A 15,861-nucleotide genomic window follows, 5' to 3' on the forward strand; every position below is an offset into this window, starting at 1 on the left:
GTAGAAGGAGAATACATGATTACACAAGGCGTATTTATAGCAGATAGATATGAAATTATAGATAAGGTTGGTTCAGGCGGAATGTCTGATGTATATCGCGCAAAGGATCACATCCTTGGCCGCGAGGTAGCTATTAAGATTTTAAAGCCAGAGTTTTCCGAGGATGCTACATTTGTTGCAAAGTTTAGAACAGAGGCTCAGTCAGCAGCTGGTCTTGAGCATCCAAATATCGTAAATATATATGATGTAGGTTCAGAGAATGGTTTATACTTCATCGTTATGGAGTATGTTGAAGGTATCACTCTTAAGACTTATATCGAGAAGAAGGGACAGCTTAATTTCAAGGAAGCTATCTCTATCGCTATTCAGGTTGGCCGTGGTATTGAGGCTGCTCATCAGAAGGGTATCATTCACCGTGACATTAAGCCACAGAATATTATCATTTCTACAGAGGGTAAGGTTAAGGTTACAGACTTTGGTATTGCCCGCGCAGCAAGCTCTAACACAATCCATGCAGATGTTATGGGTTCTGTTCACTATTCATCACCTGAGCAGGCTAGAAATGGTTTTGTAGATGGCAAGAGCGATATCTATTCACTTGGTATCGTTATGTATGAGATGGTTACAGGACGTGTACCATTTGATGGAGACAACACTGTAGCTATTGCTATTCAGCATCTTCAGGAGGAGATGGTGGCGCCTAGCGCATATGCACCAGACCTTCCTATTTCACTTGAGAAGATTATCCTTAAGGCTACCATGAAGAAGGCAGACAGACGTTATGCCACTATTTCAGATATGCTTATGGATTTAAAGAAGGCACTTGTTAGTCCTAACGAGGATTTCGTTACTATCGTAGAGTCAGACCTTGGTCAGACACGTGTCATGCACAAGGTTACTCCTGAGCAGGAGGAGAGTCTTACAAAGCGTGCAGCAGAGGCTCTTACCTTTAATGATGATTACGATGACGAGTACTATGATGATGAGTACTACGATGACGAATATTATGATGACGACTACGATGATGAGGAAGAGGAAGATTCAAAGATGGATCGAATCCTTACAATCTCAGGTATCGTTGCAGCAGTAGCTATCGTTGCTATCGTGGTAGCTATTGTAGGAAACGTTGTTGGTCTCTTTAACTTCGGTTCAAAGAAGGTTAAGATGATTAACGTTGTTGGTACTCAGTACGAGGAGGCTCTTCAGCAGCTTGAGGGTATTGGTCTTACAGATAAGAATGTAGTAGTTTCTTACGAGGACAATGGCAGTGATGTAGCCGATGGCATCATCACAGAGCAGTCTGTTCCAGAGGGCAAGGAGTTCTCACTTAGCGATACACTTCGCCTTACAGTTGAGGGTTCTGATGGTTCTTCAGATTCAGGTAAGTCAGATTCAGGTAAGTCAGATTCAAGTAGCTCATCAAGTGAAGGAACAGTTTCAGTTCCAAGCGTTGTTGGAATGACACAGGCAGATGCTACACAGACACTTAGCAACTCTCAGATTATTGTCACAAGCACAACACAGGAATTCTCTGATGAAATTGCCAGTGGTTCTGTTATCAGCCAGTCTATCGAGGCAGGCGAGACAGTAACACCAAATACAAGCATTACTCTTGTAATCAGCAAGGGCAAGGAAGAGGTTACATACAGCTACAGCATTCCAAATCCATATGACGGTGAGTGTACATATGAGATTGCTGAGCTTGGTAAGTCAGGTACAATACCAAAGAATGGTTCTATCAACATCTCAGAGGTAAAGGTTGATACACTTACTGTGACACTTACATACACTCCTTTATATCTTTCAGGTGATGGAACTATGCAGCCAAACCCTAATGCAAAGGAAACATCAACACAGACTGTTAAGGGAACAGCAAACTAATATATGACAGGAAAGATTATTAAAGGTATCGCTGGATTCTACTACGTTCAGGTAGAATCCGGCGTATATGAGTGCAAGGCCAAGGGCGCCTTCAGAAAAGATAAAATAAAGCCTCTTGTAGGGGACGACGTGGAAATCGACGTTATTTCAGAAGAGGAAATGACGGGCAATGTTATCAGCATTCTGCCAAGAAAGTCTGAGCTTATCAGACCTGCCGTGGCGAATGTAGATCAGGCATTGCTCATTTTTGCTACTAAAAGCCCTGAGCCTAATCTCAATCTTTTAGATAGATTTTTATGTATGATGGAGGAGCAGGAGCTTCCTATTATCATATGTTTCAACAAGGACGATTTGGCTGATGAAGGTTTTCAACAGCAGATGCGAGATACCTACGAGCCTGCTGGCTACAAAGTAATCTTTACTTCCGCAAAGGAAGAAGCAGGCATCGATGCCATAAAAGAGATTTTAAAGGGAAAGACTTCCACTGTTGCAGGTCCTTCAGGTGTTGGTAAGAGTTCAATTGTTAATATCCTTACCGAAGGTCAGGTTATGGAGACTGGAGAGGTTTCAGAGAAAATCGGAAGAGGCAAGCACACCACAAGACATTCAGAGTTGTTATATCTTGGGGATGATACCTACATTATGGATACCCCAGGATTTTCATCACTGTTTGTACCAAGGGTGGAGCCGGTGGATTTATACACGCTATTCCCTGAGTTTATAGAGCCTGCTGGAAATTGTAGATTTACAGGCTGTGCTCATCACAAGGAGCCTGACTGCGGAGTCAAAGCTGCTGTGGAGGCAGGAGAGATTGCAGCCAGCAGATACGAAAACTATCTACAGATTTACTCTGAGATGGTTGAGCAACAAAATAATAAATATCGATAGGAGAAGACTATGGAAAAATGTCTTGCACCCTCAATTTTATCTGCGGATTTTGGAATACTTAAGGAGCAATTAGAGCTTATTGATGAGGCAGGCGCCCAGTACGTTCATTTTGACGTAATGGACGGTATGTTTGTTCCAAGTATCAGCTTTGGACTTCCTGTTCTTCGCTCTATTCGTAACTATACCGACAGACTTTTTGATGTACATCTTATGATTATGGATCCAGAGCGCTACATTAAGGATTTTGTTGATGCAGGAGCTGATATTATCACAGTTCATGCAGAGGCATGTAAGCATTTGGATGCAACAATAGATTTAATCAAAAAATCAGGAGTGATGGCAGGTGTTGCTATCAATCCAGCCACTCCACTTACAGAGATTATGCATGTTCTTGAAAAGGTGGATATGGTTCTTATCATGACAGTTAACCCAGGCTTTGGTGGACAAAGTCTCATTCCTTATACAATAGATAAGGTAAGAGAACTTTCTGTTATGGCCCGCCAGAGAAAGCTGAAAATTGATATAGAAGTAGATGGTGGTATAAACGATGACACCATCGAGGATGTTTTAGAGGCTGGTGCCAATATTATAGTTGCAGGCTCAGCTGTATTTAACGGTGATGTTAAAGCCAACGCAGAGAGATTATTGGAGAAAATGCAGTGATTGTAGTTATAGTTGCCGGTGGTAGTATTGATGAAAAGTTTACAGGAGGATTCATTGAGGATTTAGATGAGTCCTCCTTATTTTTGATTGCATGTGACAAGGGTTATGAGGCTTGTGAACGCATGGGCTTTAAGCCTGACATTCTGATAGGAGATTTTGATTCTGCATCGTCAGATGTTAGCAGAAGGGCAGAAAAAGCTGGAGTACAGGTGATAACACTTAATCCTGTAAAGGATGACACTGATACTGAGGCAGCCCTGGATTTGGCCATAGAAAGGACTACTGAGGAGGACGAGATTTTCCTTCTTGGAGTTACTGGAACGAGGCTTGATCATGTTCTTGGCAATATCAGTCTTGTTGGAAAGGGCTTGAAAGCAGGCAGAGTGGTTACAATGCTGGATTCCCACAATTCCCTTCAGATGATTCAGCCAGGTGAGACTTATGTGGTTGAAAAGGGTTATGAATTCGGAAAGTACATTTCCGTATTTCCGTATATGGGACCAGTGAAAGGTCTTAATATGACTGGATTTAAATATCCTGTAAAAGATGGAGAAATCCAGGGATTTAGTACCCTCACAGTCAGCAATGAGCTGTTAGAGGATGAGGGCGAAATCAGTATAGAAGAGGGAACTTTGATTGTTATTGAGTCTTTGGATTAAATGACATTGGGTTATATATTATGGACATTAGAAAATTTGTGAGAGGCTTATTTCAAAGAAAGATGGTTGTATTACTAGTTGCGATAGTTTTACTTTTTGTTGTGCTTTTTAATTCAGGTATGTTTGGCGGGAAGGATATCAGAGTTCGTATTACCTGCGCTGGAGACAGCCTTACCTACGGCAGTGGAGTATTGAAATCCAGAGAGATAGACAGTTATCCTTCGCAACTTCAGGTAAAGCTGGGAACTGGTTATTTGGTATCTAATTACGGTCTTAGAAATGCCACAGCAGCATCTACAGGAGATTTGCCTTATGTGGAGTCTGAGCAGTATAAGGAGTCGTTAGATTCAAATCCTGATATTGTTATCCTGATGCTTGGTACAAATGATACTAAAGTTGATAACTGGAATCCATCAGATTACCGTGAAGGATTGTTGAGCATTGTTAAAACATATCAAAATCTTAAATCAAAGCCTGTCGTATACCTTATGAGAAGTCCTTATTGCTTCCCAATAGAAGGTAATGAACATGCGGAATACCAGGTTCAGGAAAACATTGTTAATGGAGAACTGGGTGATATTATTTCCGAAGTGGCAGCAGAGACTGGTGTGACTATGATAGATTTAAAGACTGTAACAGAGGGAAAGGAATACCTGTATACTGACGGAATTCATTTTACTGCTGAAGGTTATGATTTGATTTCAGATACAGTATATGATGAGATAAAGAAAGAAGTTAAGGAAGAAAAATAAGAAAAATTAATGAACCCCATTGACATATAATGTTGATGGGGTTATATTTATATCAACATATGAACAATCATTCAAATGTTCAAACGAGGAGGAAATATAAGATGAAGAAAACATACAAGATTGAAGTTGATTGCGCTAACTGTGCAAATAAGATGGAGCAGGCTGCTAAGGATACAGCAGGGGTTGCAGACGCATCTGTAAACTTTATGGCACTTAAGATGAGCGTAGAGTTCGAGGAAGGCGCAGATGTAAAGGCAGTTATGGCAGAGGTTCTTAAGAATTGTAAGAAGGTTGAGGACGACTGCGAAATATTTTTATAAGAAGTAGGTGATGGCATGACTAAGAAGCAGAAGAAAGTTTTATATAGAATAATAATTGCAGCAGTTTTGATGGTGGCTCTGTTGCTTCTACCACTTGAGGAAGGAAGCATCATCAGATTTGTGCTGTTTTTGGTTCCATATTTTGTAATAGGTTACGACATATTGCAGAAGGCCTTTAAGGGTATCAAAAACAAGCAGGTCTTTGATGAGAATTTCCTTATGGCAGTAGCTACTGTTGGTGCTATGGCTCTTGGCGAGTACACCGAGGGTGTTGCAGTTATGTTGTTCTATCAGATTGGTGAACTGTTTCAATCATATGCCATTGGAAAGAGCCGAAGAAATATTTCAGCCCTTATGGATATCAGACCTGATTATGCAAATTTAAAGCAGAATGGTGAGCTTGTTCAGGTTGATCCAGATGAAGTTGAAATAGGAAGCGAGATAGTAGTTCAGCCTGGCGAGAAGATACCTATCGATGGCGTTGTAATCGATGGCTCAGCCAGCCTCGACACTGCTGCTCTCACAGGTGAGAGCGTGCCTAGAAGCGCTAAGGTTGGAGATGAGGTAATATCTGGCTGTATTAACATGTCAGGTGTACTTACAATCCGTACTACAAAAGAGTTTGGAGAATCTACAGCTTCTAAGATTTTGGATTTGGTGGAGAATGCTTCATCAAAGAAGTCAAAGCCAGAGAATTTCATTTCAAGATTTGCAAGAGTCTACACGCCAGTTGTTTGTTATTCAGCCTTGGCACTTGCAGTTTTACCACCAGTAATCAGACTTATTATTGGTATGGACCCACTTTGGACACAGTGGATTTACAGAGCACTTACTTTCCTGGTAATAAGCTGTCCATGTGCACTTGTAATTAGTATTCCACTTACCTTCTTTGCGGGAATCGGTGGTGCCAGCCACGCAGGTGTTCTTGTTAAGGGTTCTAATTATCTGGATTTATTATCACGTGCTAAATACGTTGTAATGGATAAGACTGGTACCCTTACAGAAGGAGTATTTCAGGTTACAAAGATTGTGCCATCAGATATTTCTGAAAATGAGCTATTAGAGAAGACAGCTATGGCAGAGGTATTTTCAAATCATCCTATTTCAAAGAGCCTTAAAGAGGCTTATGGCAAGCCAATTGATTCATCTAAGGTTGTAGATGTTCAGGAGGTTGCAGGAGCTGGAATTAAGGCTAATGTGGACGGTGTTGATGTAGCAGCAGGTAATGAAAAGCTTATGACAGCTGTTGGTCTTTCTATTAATAATGTGAAAGAACCTGGTACTGTTATTCATGTTGCTATTGCTGGACAGTATAAGGGATATATTCTTATCTCAGATAAGCTTAAGGCTACTTCTAAGGATGCTATTAAGGCATTAAAGAAAGCAGGCGTGAGAAAGACTGTTATGCTTACAGGAGACAGTAAGCAGGTTGCAGATATTGTTGCAGCAGATTTAGGACTTGATCAGGTGTATTCAGAGCTTCTTCCAGCTGATAAGGTAACAAAGGTGGAAGAGCTGTTAGAATTCAAGCAGCCAAAGGAACAGTTGATTTTCGTTGGAGATGGAATCAATGATGCTCCAGTATTGTCTAGAGCAGATATTGGCGTTGCAATGGGCGCATTAGGCTCAGATGCGGCTATAGAGGCTGCTGATATTGTTCTTATGGATGACGACCCAAAGAAGATTGCAAAGGCTATTGGTATTGCACGTAAGTGTATGAGAATAGTCTATGAGAATATATATTTTGCAATTGGAATCAAGGTAGGCTGTCTTATCCTTGGAGCCTTTGGTATTGCCAACATGTGGTTTGCAATTTTTGCAGATGTTGGAGTTATGGTTATTGCAGTATTGAATGCAATTAGAGCATTAAGAGTGAAGTAAACTGTGTTATAGTATTACTATAATATTTGAAATGGAGTATAGATATGGGAAAACATGTAGAGTGTTGTGAAGAACATTGTGTTCATAAAAATTTAGTAGATAAGGTATTAACAGAACTACCAGATGAGGATGCTCTATATGATTTGGCTGAGCTTTTTAAGGTATTTGGAGATAGCACAAGAGTTAGAATCCTTGTTGCTTTATTCGAGGCAGAGCTTTGCGTATGTGATATATCAGAGAGCCTTGGAATGACTCAGTCTGCAGTGTCACATCAGCTCCAGATTCTTCGCACAAATAAGCTTGTAAAAAGCCGCCGCGAAGGCAAGCAGATATACTACAGCCTTGCTGACGAACACGTGGTAACTATAATCGCGCAGGGTCTATCGCATATACTCGAGTAGACATAACGTTTAATAGGAGATATAGCTAGCAGGTAGCTATCAATCTCTATGTGTTACTTAAGCGATGCATTCTTCTGCAGAGCGTAGTAACATCATAGGATTGAGAGCGTAACCTGCGGGCTTATAGAAGTTGTCGGAATTTCAGAAACTTCATGTTAAAATCTAACAATTAAATTTGAAAAAAGTTGTTGACATTAACGCTATTCTCCTATATACTTCTTTTTGTTCGCGAGAGAGATACGCATGAGACGCGGACATCACTTATCGGGGTGTGGCTCAGTTTGGCTAGAGCACCTGGTTTGGGACCAGGGGGTCGCAGGTTCGAATCCTGTCACCCCGACTTAGAAATAAATAATCATGCGGGTGTGGTTCAATGGTAGAACATCAGCCTTCCAAGCTGAATACGTGGGTTCGATTCCCATCACCCGCTCTTTACTTTCTAAGATTTATCAATATGTGTCAGTAGCTCAGCTGGATAGAGCAACGGCCTTCTAAGCCGTGGGTCGGGGGTTCGAATCCCTTCTGGCACATTTATACGGTTTAATTTATCAGTATGGTGGGTGTGGCACAGCTGGTTAGCGCGTCGGATTGTGGTTCCGAAGGTCGAGGGTTCGAACCCCTCTACCCACCCTGTTGCGGTAGCAACTCAATACACGTTGGGCTATCGCCAAGCGGTAAGGCACCAGATTTTGATTCTGGCATTCGCTGGTTCGAATCCAGCTAGCCCAGTTTCGGATCTATGCCTTTTTCTTTTAGGAAATATCCGCTAAACAATTTAATATGGGGTTGTAGCTCAGTTGGTAGAGCACCTGACTTTTAATCAGGTTGTCGGGAGTTCGAGCCTCCTCAGCCTCAGCAAATGAAGCCTTCAGACTTATGTCTGAAGGCTTTTTTCTTGTATGTATCTATAGTAAGATTATATAAAAGTTGTGAAAAAATCATGTGTGGGGACATGTGTGGGATTATATATGGACATACGTCTGAGTTACAATTGAAAAAATAGAAAAAATAGAAAAAGAGAAAGAGAGAATTTAATATGGCAGATGATAAGCTAGAATTATTCGAAAATCAACCAATTCGAACTGCATGGGTTGAGGCTGAAGAAGAGTGGTATTTTTCTATTGTTGATGTAGTTAAAGTTCTTACAGAACAGCCGGACATTGATGGTGCTAGAAATTATTGGAAAGTATTAAAAAATCGTATTAAGTCAGAGGGGAATGAACTGGTTACAAATTGTAACCAGTTGAAAATGACAGCTCAAGATGGAAAGAAAAGATTAACTGATGTTGCAAATACAGAACAGTTGCTTCGTATTATTCAATCTATTCCATCGAAAAAAGCTGAGCCTTTTAAGATGTGGTTAGCTCAAGTTGGTAGAGAGAGAATAGAGGAGACCATTGACCCAGAGCTTACTATTGATAGAGCCTTAGAAACATATTCTAAACTGGGATATGATGCTGATTGGATTAATCAAAGGTTACAGACAATTAGAGCAAGAAAAGAACTTACAGATCAATGGAAGAGTCATGGAGTAGAACAAGGAAGAGAATTTGCAATTCTTACTGATGAAGTAACAAGAGCTTGGTCAGGTATGAATACAAGGCAGTATAAAAATCTCAAGGGATTAAAGAAAGAGAATCTTAGAGACAACATGAGTACACTAGAACTTGCGTTAAACATGCTTGCAGAGGCAACAACTACAGAACTTACTAAAGTTAATAATCCTCAAGGACTAGAAGAAAATCAGAAAATAGCGAGAAGAGGCGGAGCTGTTGCAGGTAATGCGAGAAAGGAAATAGAAGCAGAAACTGGTAAGCCTATTATTACTAGTAAGAATGCTACTCAGCTTAATGATGTAGTCACTGGTTTTATAAATGGCGTTGTGGATAATGAGGAATAATCCTTATAATCAGTTATTCTAAATATTTGAATAACTGATTTTAGATTATGTCAAAGAATAGGGGGATATAATGGCATTTGACTACAAGAAAGAATTCAAACTCTCAGGATTTTTAATGATTAATTATTCCTAATACATTTGCAGATACGCCAAGGAACCAGTGAAGGAACCAAACACCAAAGATGGTATTTTGTTTTTCGTAAACTACTCCTAAGACTGCTCCAAGAACTGCAGCGCCAACCATGAACCAGAATCCATACATGATGTGAAGAACAGCAAAAATAACAGAAGCGCAGATTATTGAGTAAGCTGCTTTGTGCTTAGTTGCGGCTATGCGCTTTAGATTTGACTGTAAAACACTTCGTGCTATAAATTCCTGAATAAATGCTGTAAAAGCATAAATGATTTGATATGAATCTAATCTGCTTATATCTATAAAACCACTTTCCAACTGGAATAATGTTGGGTTATACAATTGAGCTGCTATTTTGATTGAAATAAGAATTCCTAAAGAAACAGTACATAAGATAAAAGTCTGAATAAATACTTTCTTTGGCTGGTCAGTTAAAAGACCTAAATCTTTAAGGGTAAAACTGGTATGACGTAAAGCTAAAACAAATAGGAAAACTCCGAGGAAATTTACCACCTGCACCATATATGCATTTGGAAATGGTCTTCCGAGATAATCCCAGAGGGCATAGAACATAATCCAGCCACCGACACCAGTCATTAGAATAGCAAGATCTACAGATGCATCATGGAACTTTTCCTCCATCATTCGAGCGTGCTCTGTAGCATGGGTTATTTTATTTTCTTCCAAAATCATTATCCTTTCTAAAACAATCCGGATGATATTCTATCATCTTTATTTGTTTATCGCATTAGAAAAATGCCTTAAGAAATAGATTTCAGCAATACGACATGGATTACTTTTAATGAGGGAATATTTTTTATTGATTCTTACAACTTAAAATGTAAAAATAAATATAATCGAGTATAAAGACTCATTAATAAAACATAGGAGAATAATGATGTTAGCAAGTTTTGGGGATCAGCCTTTAGAGGTGTTTAAGAATAATAAAGTATTCGTTTATTTAAGTGAAAAAAAGAGTCCATATGAGCAGTTTTTAACAGAGTTGTATACTGTCTGCTCTAATAGATTGAACTGGGTTACACAATACTTTCCTAATTATACAATGCATGATATTGGTCATGTGGTTCGAGTGGCGGATTATATGACGGATTTTGTTGAGGATAAAATGGATGAAATATCTGATATTCATTTGGCCATGATTCTGTGCGCAGGTCTGATGCACGATGTGGGAATGATTCCTTTTGGGAATGAAGATAAACAATTCATTTCTGATGCAATGAATAATGAAGGAAAGACTCAGGCCCAGGCGGAGCTTGATTTCCAAAATTATGTAAGAAAAAATCATGCTGCAAGAGTGGAGAAGGTATTTAATGAGCGACCATTTGATACTTTATTCGCAGATTTTAAAGGTAGCAAAGTAGTGGAGGATTTATCCAAGATTTGCAGAAGCCATACTGAAGAAATAGACTGGATGCTTAATAATATTGAGCTGGAGCATTCCTTCAGAAGTGGCAGTTACAATCCTCAGCAGATTGCCCTGCTGCTTAAATTAGGGGATAATTTGGACTTCGATGGCAGACGTGCGCCTGAATACATGGCTAAGACTCTGGAAATTACTGGGTTTAGCAAGAGCGAGTGGGATAAGCATACACCTGTTGTAAATTACGAAAAGGTTATACGTATTGCTAGAGGTGAGTACATTATTAAGTTTGAGGGTAATACCGATGATACCTGCGTTTTTAGAAATACATTAAAGCATATTCGCTGGCTGGAAAAGGAAGCAGAGAGAATTTCAAAAATTTCCAAGAAGTATCAGGATAAATATGCCTTTGAAATTCAAAAGCTTCAAAACGATGTTACTGCAAATGGATATAAGAGTTCTAAACTGGAATTCCAGCTGGATTACAATAAGGTGCTTAACCTGCTTATGGGAGAGCATATTTATAGCAGCAAAAAGGATGGCTTACGAGAATTGTTACAGAATGCCATTGATGCAGTAATGGTCATGAATGAAAAACTTAGTAGTGATCCAATGTCATCTTATAATCCTATGATTATAGTCGAAATGGATCGCGAAAAAGACGAGCTGCGAATTAAGGATAATGGAATTGGTATGACAAAGGATATATTGAAGTCCTACTTCTTTAAAATAGGAGAGTCATACTATTCTTCTGATGACTTCAAATCAAAAAAAGGAAAATATAATCCTATTGGGCATTTCGGTATAGGATTTATGTCCTGCTTTATGTTGTCTGATGTTGTCAAATTGGAGACTAAAGCACCAAAGGGACCTGATTTGGTTTATGAGTTTGATAAAGACTGTGATTTCACAATAGAAAAAACAGATACTAACGATGATACGGGTATTTCAGATCATGGAACCTGGGTCACACTGGAGTACGGAAAGGTATTTCCTGAAGTATTTGCCGATGAAGATGATTTAATCAAATATATTCGTAAATTAGTAATAACGGACAATTTCAATCTTTATGTTAAACCTAGTGATGGCGAATTAACAAAAATTGGCAGACCTGTAAATCTTCATAAAGATCTCCTTGAAATTTCAAATGACAGTTTTGATGTGAAATATTCAATCTCTGGAGAGCCATTATGTATAAGTTCAATCCAAGATTTAAATGATCATAAAGGTTTTACAAATATAATCTTCTGTGACAATGATGAAGAGTTATTTGAGTTTGAGGATGCCAGTTATGCTTTATTATCTGACATAGTGACCGGCGCTATGGAATTTGAGCTTGAATATGAGTCTGATGACCCAAATGTGACTTCTTACGATATCAAGGAGCTTATTAAATATCTGCATAACAATAAGCAGATATTTCTGGCAGATACAATTAAATTATTAAAAACATATTTGAAAGTAAAAAAAATAGAATCTGACGTTTTAGAGGAAGAACTTCTCAAACTTTTATTCGAGAATGATGGCTTTGAGCTTGTTACTTATCCAATCATAGTAGATGCAGGTGCTTTGGATTTTTACCTGAAAGTAAAGGATAGTTTTGCAGGCAAAAAATTCAGGGTAAATGGTACTACAAAAATAGATAATTCATATTTTGATTTTACCTATTTTTCTATTTTAAAGAGAAAAGACTTAGAAATACCAAGAGGCAAATTTTTTGATATGGTAACATATGTAGTCGATAATTCGGAGGTAGAGAATAAGGCTGAATATGATTCGGCAAAAGATTATCCTTTTGAGCCAGTTAACCTTGGAAATGAAGTCTGGCATATCGGCGAGGATGGGTATTGGATCGCCGAAAAAAATGTTGATGTCTTAAGGAGAGTTCCGGCTGTAAGAATATATATGAATGGCATACTGGTAAGAGAAGAAAGACCGATATTCCCATATCTATTACAGGGTACAGAATTTGACTATTTGGAGGTCAACGTAAAGTCCAGAGAATATACTTTAAATGTAGCCCGCTCAAGATTTGATGACGAATCAAGGAAAAAGATTGGAAGCAATGTTATCGCTATGATTTATGATGATTTGCTTGAACAAAAAAATACTGCTAAGGAAAATACTGATTCTCCAATGTCAGATGTAGTGGAAAAATTTAAGGAAAAAATAATCTTATAGAAAACTATCTTAAAAAAGATAATGGAAAATTTCTTGATTTAGATTACAGTTCAATATGTTTTGGTTATATTAGTTCAGATGATATAAAACAATTCAGAAAACAAATTCATTGTTTTAGGCATAGCGCTGAAAATTCAATTGCGGAGAGAAATTCATACTCGGATTTGCAAAAGAAATTTCTTATTGATTATGGATTAACTATTATTAAGGTAATAGATATGCTTGTTAAGTGACATTATAAATATGTAGATATGTGTGGGTTTAACCTGAGGTTTAACTAGAAAGTGCAGAGGCAACAAAGCCCTTTCTTTCAATATTTTTTGAGGCCGAAATCTATTCGAGCCTCCTCAGCCTCAGCAAATGAAAGACCTTGAAGCAATTGCTTCAAGGTCTTTTTGTATATTAGTTGGTGACAATTTGTCACCAACTAATAAGTGGAAGACAAAAAAGATCACGTATTGACTATCGAACATATTTTCTATATTATAAGTTTATAATTTTGTAGGAGTAAAGAAAATGGGAAAGAAAAATGTTGTTGCTGTAACATCGTCAGCCGCTGAATATTTAACATATATTGCGTCTACAGGTGATTCGCCAGAGAGTTTTGAAATGAGATACGAGGATGAGAATATCTGGTTAACTCAAAAGATGATGGCTGCACTTTATGATGTTGATGTTAGAACTATAAATGATCATATAGAAAAAATTTATAGCGATGGAGAATTATCAGAGGCGGCAACTATCCGGAAAATCCGGATAGTTCAAAGAGAGGGAAGTAGAGATGTAGCTAGAAATTTATTACATTACAACCTTCAAATGATAATTGCAGTTGGTTTTAAAATCGATAATGACCGTGCGGTTAGGTTCCGTAAATGGGCTGGTCAGATAGTAAAAGATTATACTATCCAAGGCTGGACTATGGATGCAGAGAGACTCAAAAAGGGTCACAAATTTACGGATGAATTCTTTGAGAGACAACTCCAGCAAATTAGAGAGATTAGACTTTCTGAAAGAAAATTTTATCAGAAGGTTACTGATATATATGCAACAGCATTTGATTACGATAAAGATGCTAAGACGACTCAATTATTTTTCAAGACGGTTCAGAATAAAATGCATTATGCAGTTCATAGACATACAGCTGCAGAATTGATTGTTGAAAGAGCTGATGCAAATAAAGAACACATGGGACTTACTACATGGGAAAATGCTCCGGATGGAAAGATACTTAAAGCAGATGTTTCGGTTGCTAAAAATTATCTTTCAACAGAGGAGATGGAATATTTAGAGCGAATCGTATCGTTGTATTTAGATTATGCGGAGCTACAAGCTAAAAGACATATTCCTATGAGTATGGAAGATTGGGCAAAGAGACTGGATGGGTTCCTTGAATTTAATGGTGAAGAACTTCTTACTGGGCCTGGTAAGATTAGTGCAGAAGAGGCAAAACTACACGCAGAAACAGAGTACGAAAAGTATCGTATTATCCAGGATCGATTATTCCAAAGTGATTTTGATAGATTCCTAGAATTAGAAGAATCAATAAAAGAGTAAATGGGGGATATAATGGCGTTTGACTACAAGAAAGAACACAAAGAATTTTACATGCCTAAGAATAAGCCAGCTATAGTAGATATTCCTGTTATGAATTATATAGCTGTTCGTGGGCAGGGGAATCCTAATGAAGAAGGCAGTGAATATAAGAAGTCTATAGAGCTACTATATGGCATTGCATATACCATCAAAATGAGCAAGAAAGGTAGCCACCAAATAGAAGGATATTTTGATTATGTGGTTCCTCCGCTAGAAGGTTTTTGGTGGCAGGAAAATCAAGAAGGTATAGATTATGCTCGTAAGGAAGAGTTTAAGTTTATTTCAGTAATCAGACTTCCGGATTTTGTTACAAAAGAAGATTTTGACTGGGCTATACAGGAAGCTACAGCCAAGAAGAAAATGGATTTCTCTATAGTGGAATTTTTGACATATGAAGAAGGACTTTGTGTTCAGTGTATGCACATCGGTTCATATGACGATGAGCCTACTACAGTTGAGCTGATGCATAAATATATGGAAGAGCAGGGATATATCCTTGATATTACAGATTTGAGACTTCATCATGAGATATATTTGAATGATGCTCGTAAAGTTGCGCCTGAGAAGCTAAAAACTGTAGTAAGACATCCTATAAAGAGGGCATAAAGTATATTAATTGTTTGGTTTAACCAGAGGTTTAACTTGAAAGAGCAGAGGTAACAAAAGCCTTTCTTTCAATATTTTTTGAGGCCGGAATCTGTTCGAGCCTCCTCAGCCTCAGCAATGAAGACCTTGAAGCTTTTGCTTCAAGGTCTTTTTTTAATATCTCGAATCTTATTACTGCTTTTTTATATTTCTCTCGAGTTCAATATAGTCATTAAATATTTTAATTTAGTCATTTGATAACAAAATGACTAAATTAAAGCTATTGACGACTGAAATGAAGGGGCTGTCGCACTAAGAAACTAGTGCGAGGCCCCTTTTTGTATGCGAAAATACTGTGTTTAACACAAAAATCGGGCTTCGAAAAGCCCGATTTTTGCTGTAAAATTAGTTTATGCTACTAAACAAAATCTTACAAGGAGATTATACTGTATCTTCCTTGTATCATCAAATCAAACTTCCGCTAGACATAGAAATATCCATTCCATCCGATGATCCGGTACGCCTGGTAAGTGCATTTGTGGAGGAAATGAATCTTTCTGATCTTTATGAGACTTATAACAGAATCAGAAAGAATCAGGCTACACCACGTCAGATGCTTAAGATTGTCATCTATGCAGCAATG

Annotated in this window: 13 protein-coding genes, 6 tRNA genes and 1 pseudogene; 19 read left to right on the forward strand and 1 reads right to left on the reverse strand. The window is 38.2% G+C overall.

The features are described from left to right. The first annotated feature begins 15 nt into the window (after window positions 1-15). The 15 genes from pknB (at window position 16) to BLP54_RS11645 (ending at window position 9,345) form a co-directional block, all read left to right on the forward strand. Window positions 16-1,881, forward strand: coding sequence for a Stk1 family PASTA domain-containing Ser/Thr kinase (pknB, locus tag BLP54_RS11575; RefSeq protein WP_090169825.1), 1,866 nt, complete (start codon window positions 16-18; stop codon window positions 1,879-1,881). Window positions 1,882-1,884: 3 nt separating this feature from the next. After that, window positions 1,885-2,769, forward strand: a complete 885-nt coding sequence (gene rsgA, locus BLP54_RS11580; RefSeq protein WP_090169827.1) for a ribosome small subunit-dependent GTPase A — start codon at window positions 1,885-1,887, stop codon at window positions 2,767-2,769. 9 nt (window positions 2,770-2,778) lie between these two features. Next, entirely contained in the window at window positions 2,779-3,432 is a 654-nt protein-coding gene (gene rpe, locus BLP54_RS11585; protein WP_090169829.1) for a ribulose-phosphate 3-epimerase, read from the forward strand. After that, window positions 3,429-4,091, forward strand: a complete 663-nt coding sequence (locus BLP54_RS11590) for a thiamine diphosphokinase (protein WP_176754545.1) — start codon at window positions 3,429-3,431, stop codon at window positions 4,089-4,091. Before rpe ends, BLP54_RS11590 begins: the two co-directional genes overlap by 4 nt. A 20-nt stretch (window positions 4,092-4,111) precedes the next feature. Further along, a complete protein-coding gene (locus BLP54_RS11595; RefSeq protein WP_090169833.1) occupies window positions 4,112-4,843 on the forward strand; it encodes a GDSL-type esterase/lipase family protein in 732 nt (243 codons plus the stop codon). A 101-nt stretch (window positions 4,844-4,944) separates the two neighbouring features. After that, a complete protein-coding gene (locus tag BLP54_RS11600; RefSeq protein WP_090169835.1) occupies window positions 4,945-5,163 on the forward strand; it encodes a cation transporter in 219 nt (72 codons plus the stop codon). Window positions 5,164-5,178: 15 nt separating this feature from the next. Continuing rightward, window positions 5,179-7,044: a heavy metal translocating P-type ATPase gene (locus BLP54_RS11605; protein WP_090169838.1), complete on the forward strand. Its 1,866-nt coding sequence runs from the start codon at window positions 5,179-5,181 to the stop codon at window positions 7,042-7,044. Between the two features lie 44 nt (window positions 7,045-7,088). Then, the gene (locus BLP54_RS11610; protein ID WP_028248495.1) at window positions 7,089-7,445 is read left to right on the forward strand and encodes an ArsR/SmtB family transcription factor; all 357 of its coding nucleotides are present in this window, start codon (window positions 7,089-7,091) and stop codon (window positions 7,443-7,445) included. Window positions 7,446-7,710: 265 nt separating this feature from the next. Continuing rightward, window positions 7,711-7,785 (forward strand) — tRNA-Pro (locus BLP54_RS11615). A gap of 19 nt (window positions 7,786-7,804) precedes the next feature. Further along, window positions 7,805-7,875, forward strand: a tRNA-Gly gene (locus tag BLP54_RS11620). A 26-nt stretch (window positions 7,876-7,901) separates the two neighbouring features. Then, a tRNA-Arg gene (locus BLP54_RS11625) sits at window positions 7,902-7,975 on the forward strand. Window positions 7,976-8,001: 26 nt separating this feature from the next. Further along, a tRNA-His gene (locus BLP54_RS11630) sits at window positions 8,002-8,075 on the forward strand. 27 nt (window positions 8,076-8,102) lie between these two features. Next, window positions 8,103-8,174 (forward strand) — tRNA-Gln (locus BLP54_RS11635). Between the two features lie 53 nt (window positions 8,175-8,227). Beyond that, window positions 8,228-8,300: transfer RNA gene (locus BLP54_RS11640), tRNA-Lys, on the forward strand. A gap of 181 nt (window positions 8,301-8,481) precedes the next feature. Next, window positions 8,482-9,345, forward strand: coding sequence for a BRO family protein (locus tag BLP54_RS11645; RefSeq protein WP_090169841.1), 864 nt, complete (start codon window positions 8,482-8,484; stop codon window positions 9,343-9,345). Window positions 9,346-9,457: 112 nt separating this feature from the next. On the opposite strand, the gene BLP54_RS11650 is transcribed toward BLP54_RS11645, so the two are convergent. After that, complete coding sequence (locus tag BLP54_RS11650) at window positions 9,458-10,165, reverse strand: CPBP family intramembrane glutamic endopeptidase (RefSeq protein WP_176754546.1); 708 nt, start codon at window positions 10,163-10,165, stop codon at window positions 9,458-9,460. Between the two features lie 208 nt (window positions 10,166-10,373). On the opposite strand from BLP54_RS11650, the gene BLP54_RS11655 reads away from it, so the two are divergent. From BLP54_RS11655 to BLP54_RS16400, 4 genes and pseudogenes are all read left to right on the forward strand, one after another. After that, window positions 10,374-13,040 carry an HD domain-containing protein gene (locus BLP54_RS11655; protein ID WP_090169845.1) on the forward strand — a complete coding sequence of 889 codons (2,667 nt, stop codon included), beginning with the start codon at window positions 10,374-10,376 and terminating at the stop codon, window positions 13,038-13,040. Between the two features lie 516 nt (window positions 13,041-13,556). Continuing rightward, on the forward strand, window positions 13,557-14,594 hold the full coding sequence (locus tag BLP54_RS11660) for a virulence RhuM family protein (protein WP_090169848.1): 1,038 nt from the start codon (window positions 13,557-13,559) through the stop codon (window positions 14,592-14,594). Between the two features lie 12 nt (window positions 14,595-14,606). Continuing rightward, window positions 14,607-15,239, forward strand: a complete 633-nt coding sequence (locus tag BLP54_RS11665) for a GyrI-like domain-containing protein (RefSeq protein ID WP_090169850.1) — start codon at window positions 14,607-14,609, stop codon at window positions 15,237-15,239. A 391-nt stretch (window positions 15,240-15,630) separates the two neighbouring features. After that, a pseudogene (locus tag BLP54_RS16400) lies at window positions 15,631-15,861 on the forward strand (IS5/IS1182 family transposase); the annotation flags it as partial.

Source organism: Pseudobutyrivibrio sp. 49, from assembly GCF_900100545.1.
In the GTDB taxonomy this organism is placed as follows: domain Bacteria; phylum Bacillota; class Clostridia; order Lachnospirales; family Lachnospiraceae; genus Pseudobutyrivibrio.

Excerpts from the sequence above, each read along its gene's own strand:
- BLP54_RS11655 (WP_090169845.1), top strand. The coding sequence starts at position 10,374 with ATGATGTTAGCAAGTTTTGGGGATCAGCCTTTAGAGGTGTTTAAGAAT.
- BLP54_RS11605 (WP_090169838.1), top strand. The coding sequence starts at position 5,179 with ATGACTAAGAAGCAGAAGAAAGTTTTATATAGAATAATAATTGCAGCA.
- BLP54_RS11645 (WP_090169841.1), top strand. The coding sequence starts at position 8,482 with ATGGCAGATGATAAGCTAGAATTATTCGAAAATCAACCAATTCGAACT.
- rpe (WP_090169829.1), top strand. The coding sequence starts at position 2,779 with ATGGAAAAATGTCTTGCACCCTCAATTTTATCTGCGGATTTTGGAATA.
- BLP54_RS11600 (WP_090169835.1), top strand. The coding sequence starts at position 4,945 with ATGAAGAAAACATACAAGATTGAAGTTGATTGCGCTAACTGTGCAAAT.
- rsgA (WP_090169827.1), top strand. The coding sequence starts at position 1,885 with ATGACAGGAAAGATTATTAAAGGTATCGCTGGATTCTACTACGTTCAG.
- BLP54_RS11660 (WP_090169848.1), top strand. The coding sequence starts at position 13,557 with ATGGGAAAGAAAAATGTTGTTGCTGTAACATCGTCAGCCGCTGAATAT.
- pknB (WP_090169825.1), top strand. The coding sequence starts at position 16 with ATGATTACACAAGGCGTATTTATAGCAGATAGATATGAAATTATAGAT.
- BLP54_RS11610 (WP_028248495.1), top strand. The coding sequence starts at position 7,089 with ATGGGAAAACATGTAGAGTGTTGTGAAGAACATTGTGTTCATAAAAAT.
- BLP54_RS11595 (WP_090169833.1), top strand. The coding sequence starts at position 4,112 with ATGGACATTAGAAAATTTGTGAGAGGCTTATTTCAAAGAAAGATGGTT.
- BLP54_RS11665 (WP_090169850.1), top strand. The coding sequence starts at position 14,607 with ATGGCGTTTGACTACAAGAAAGAACACAAAGAATTTTACATGCCTAAG.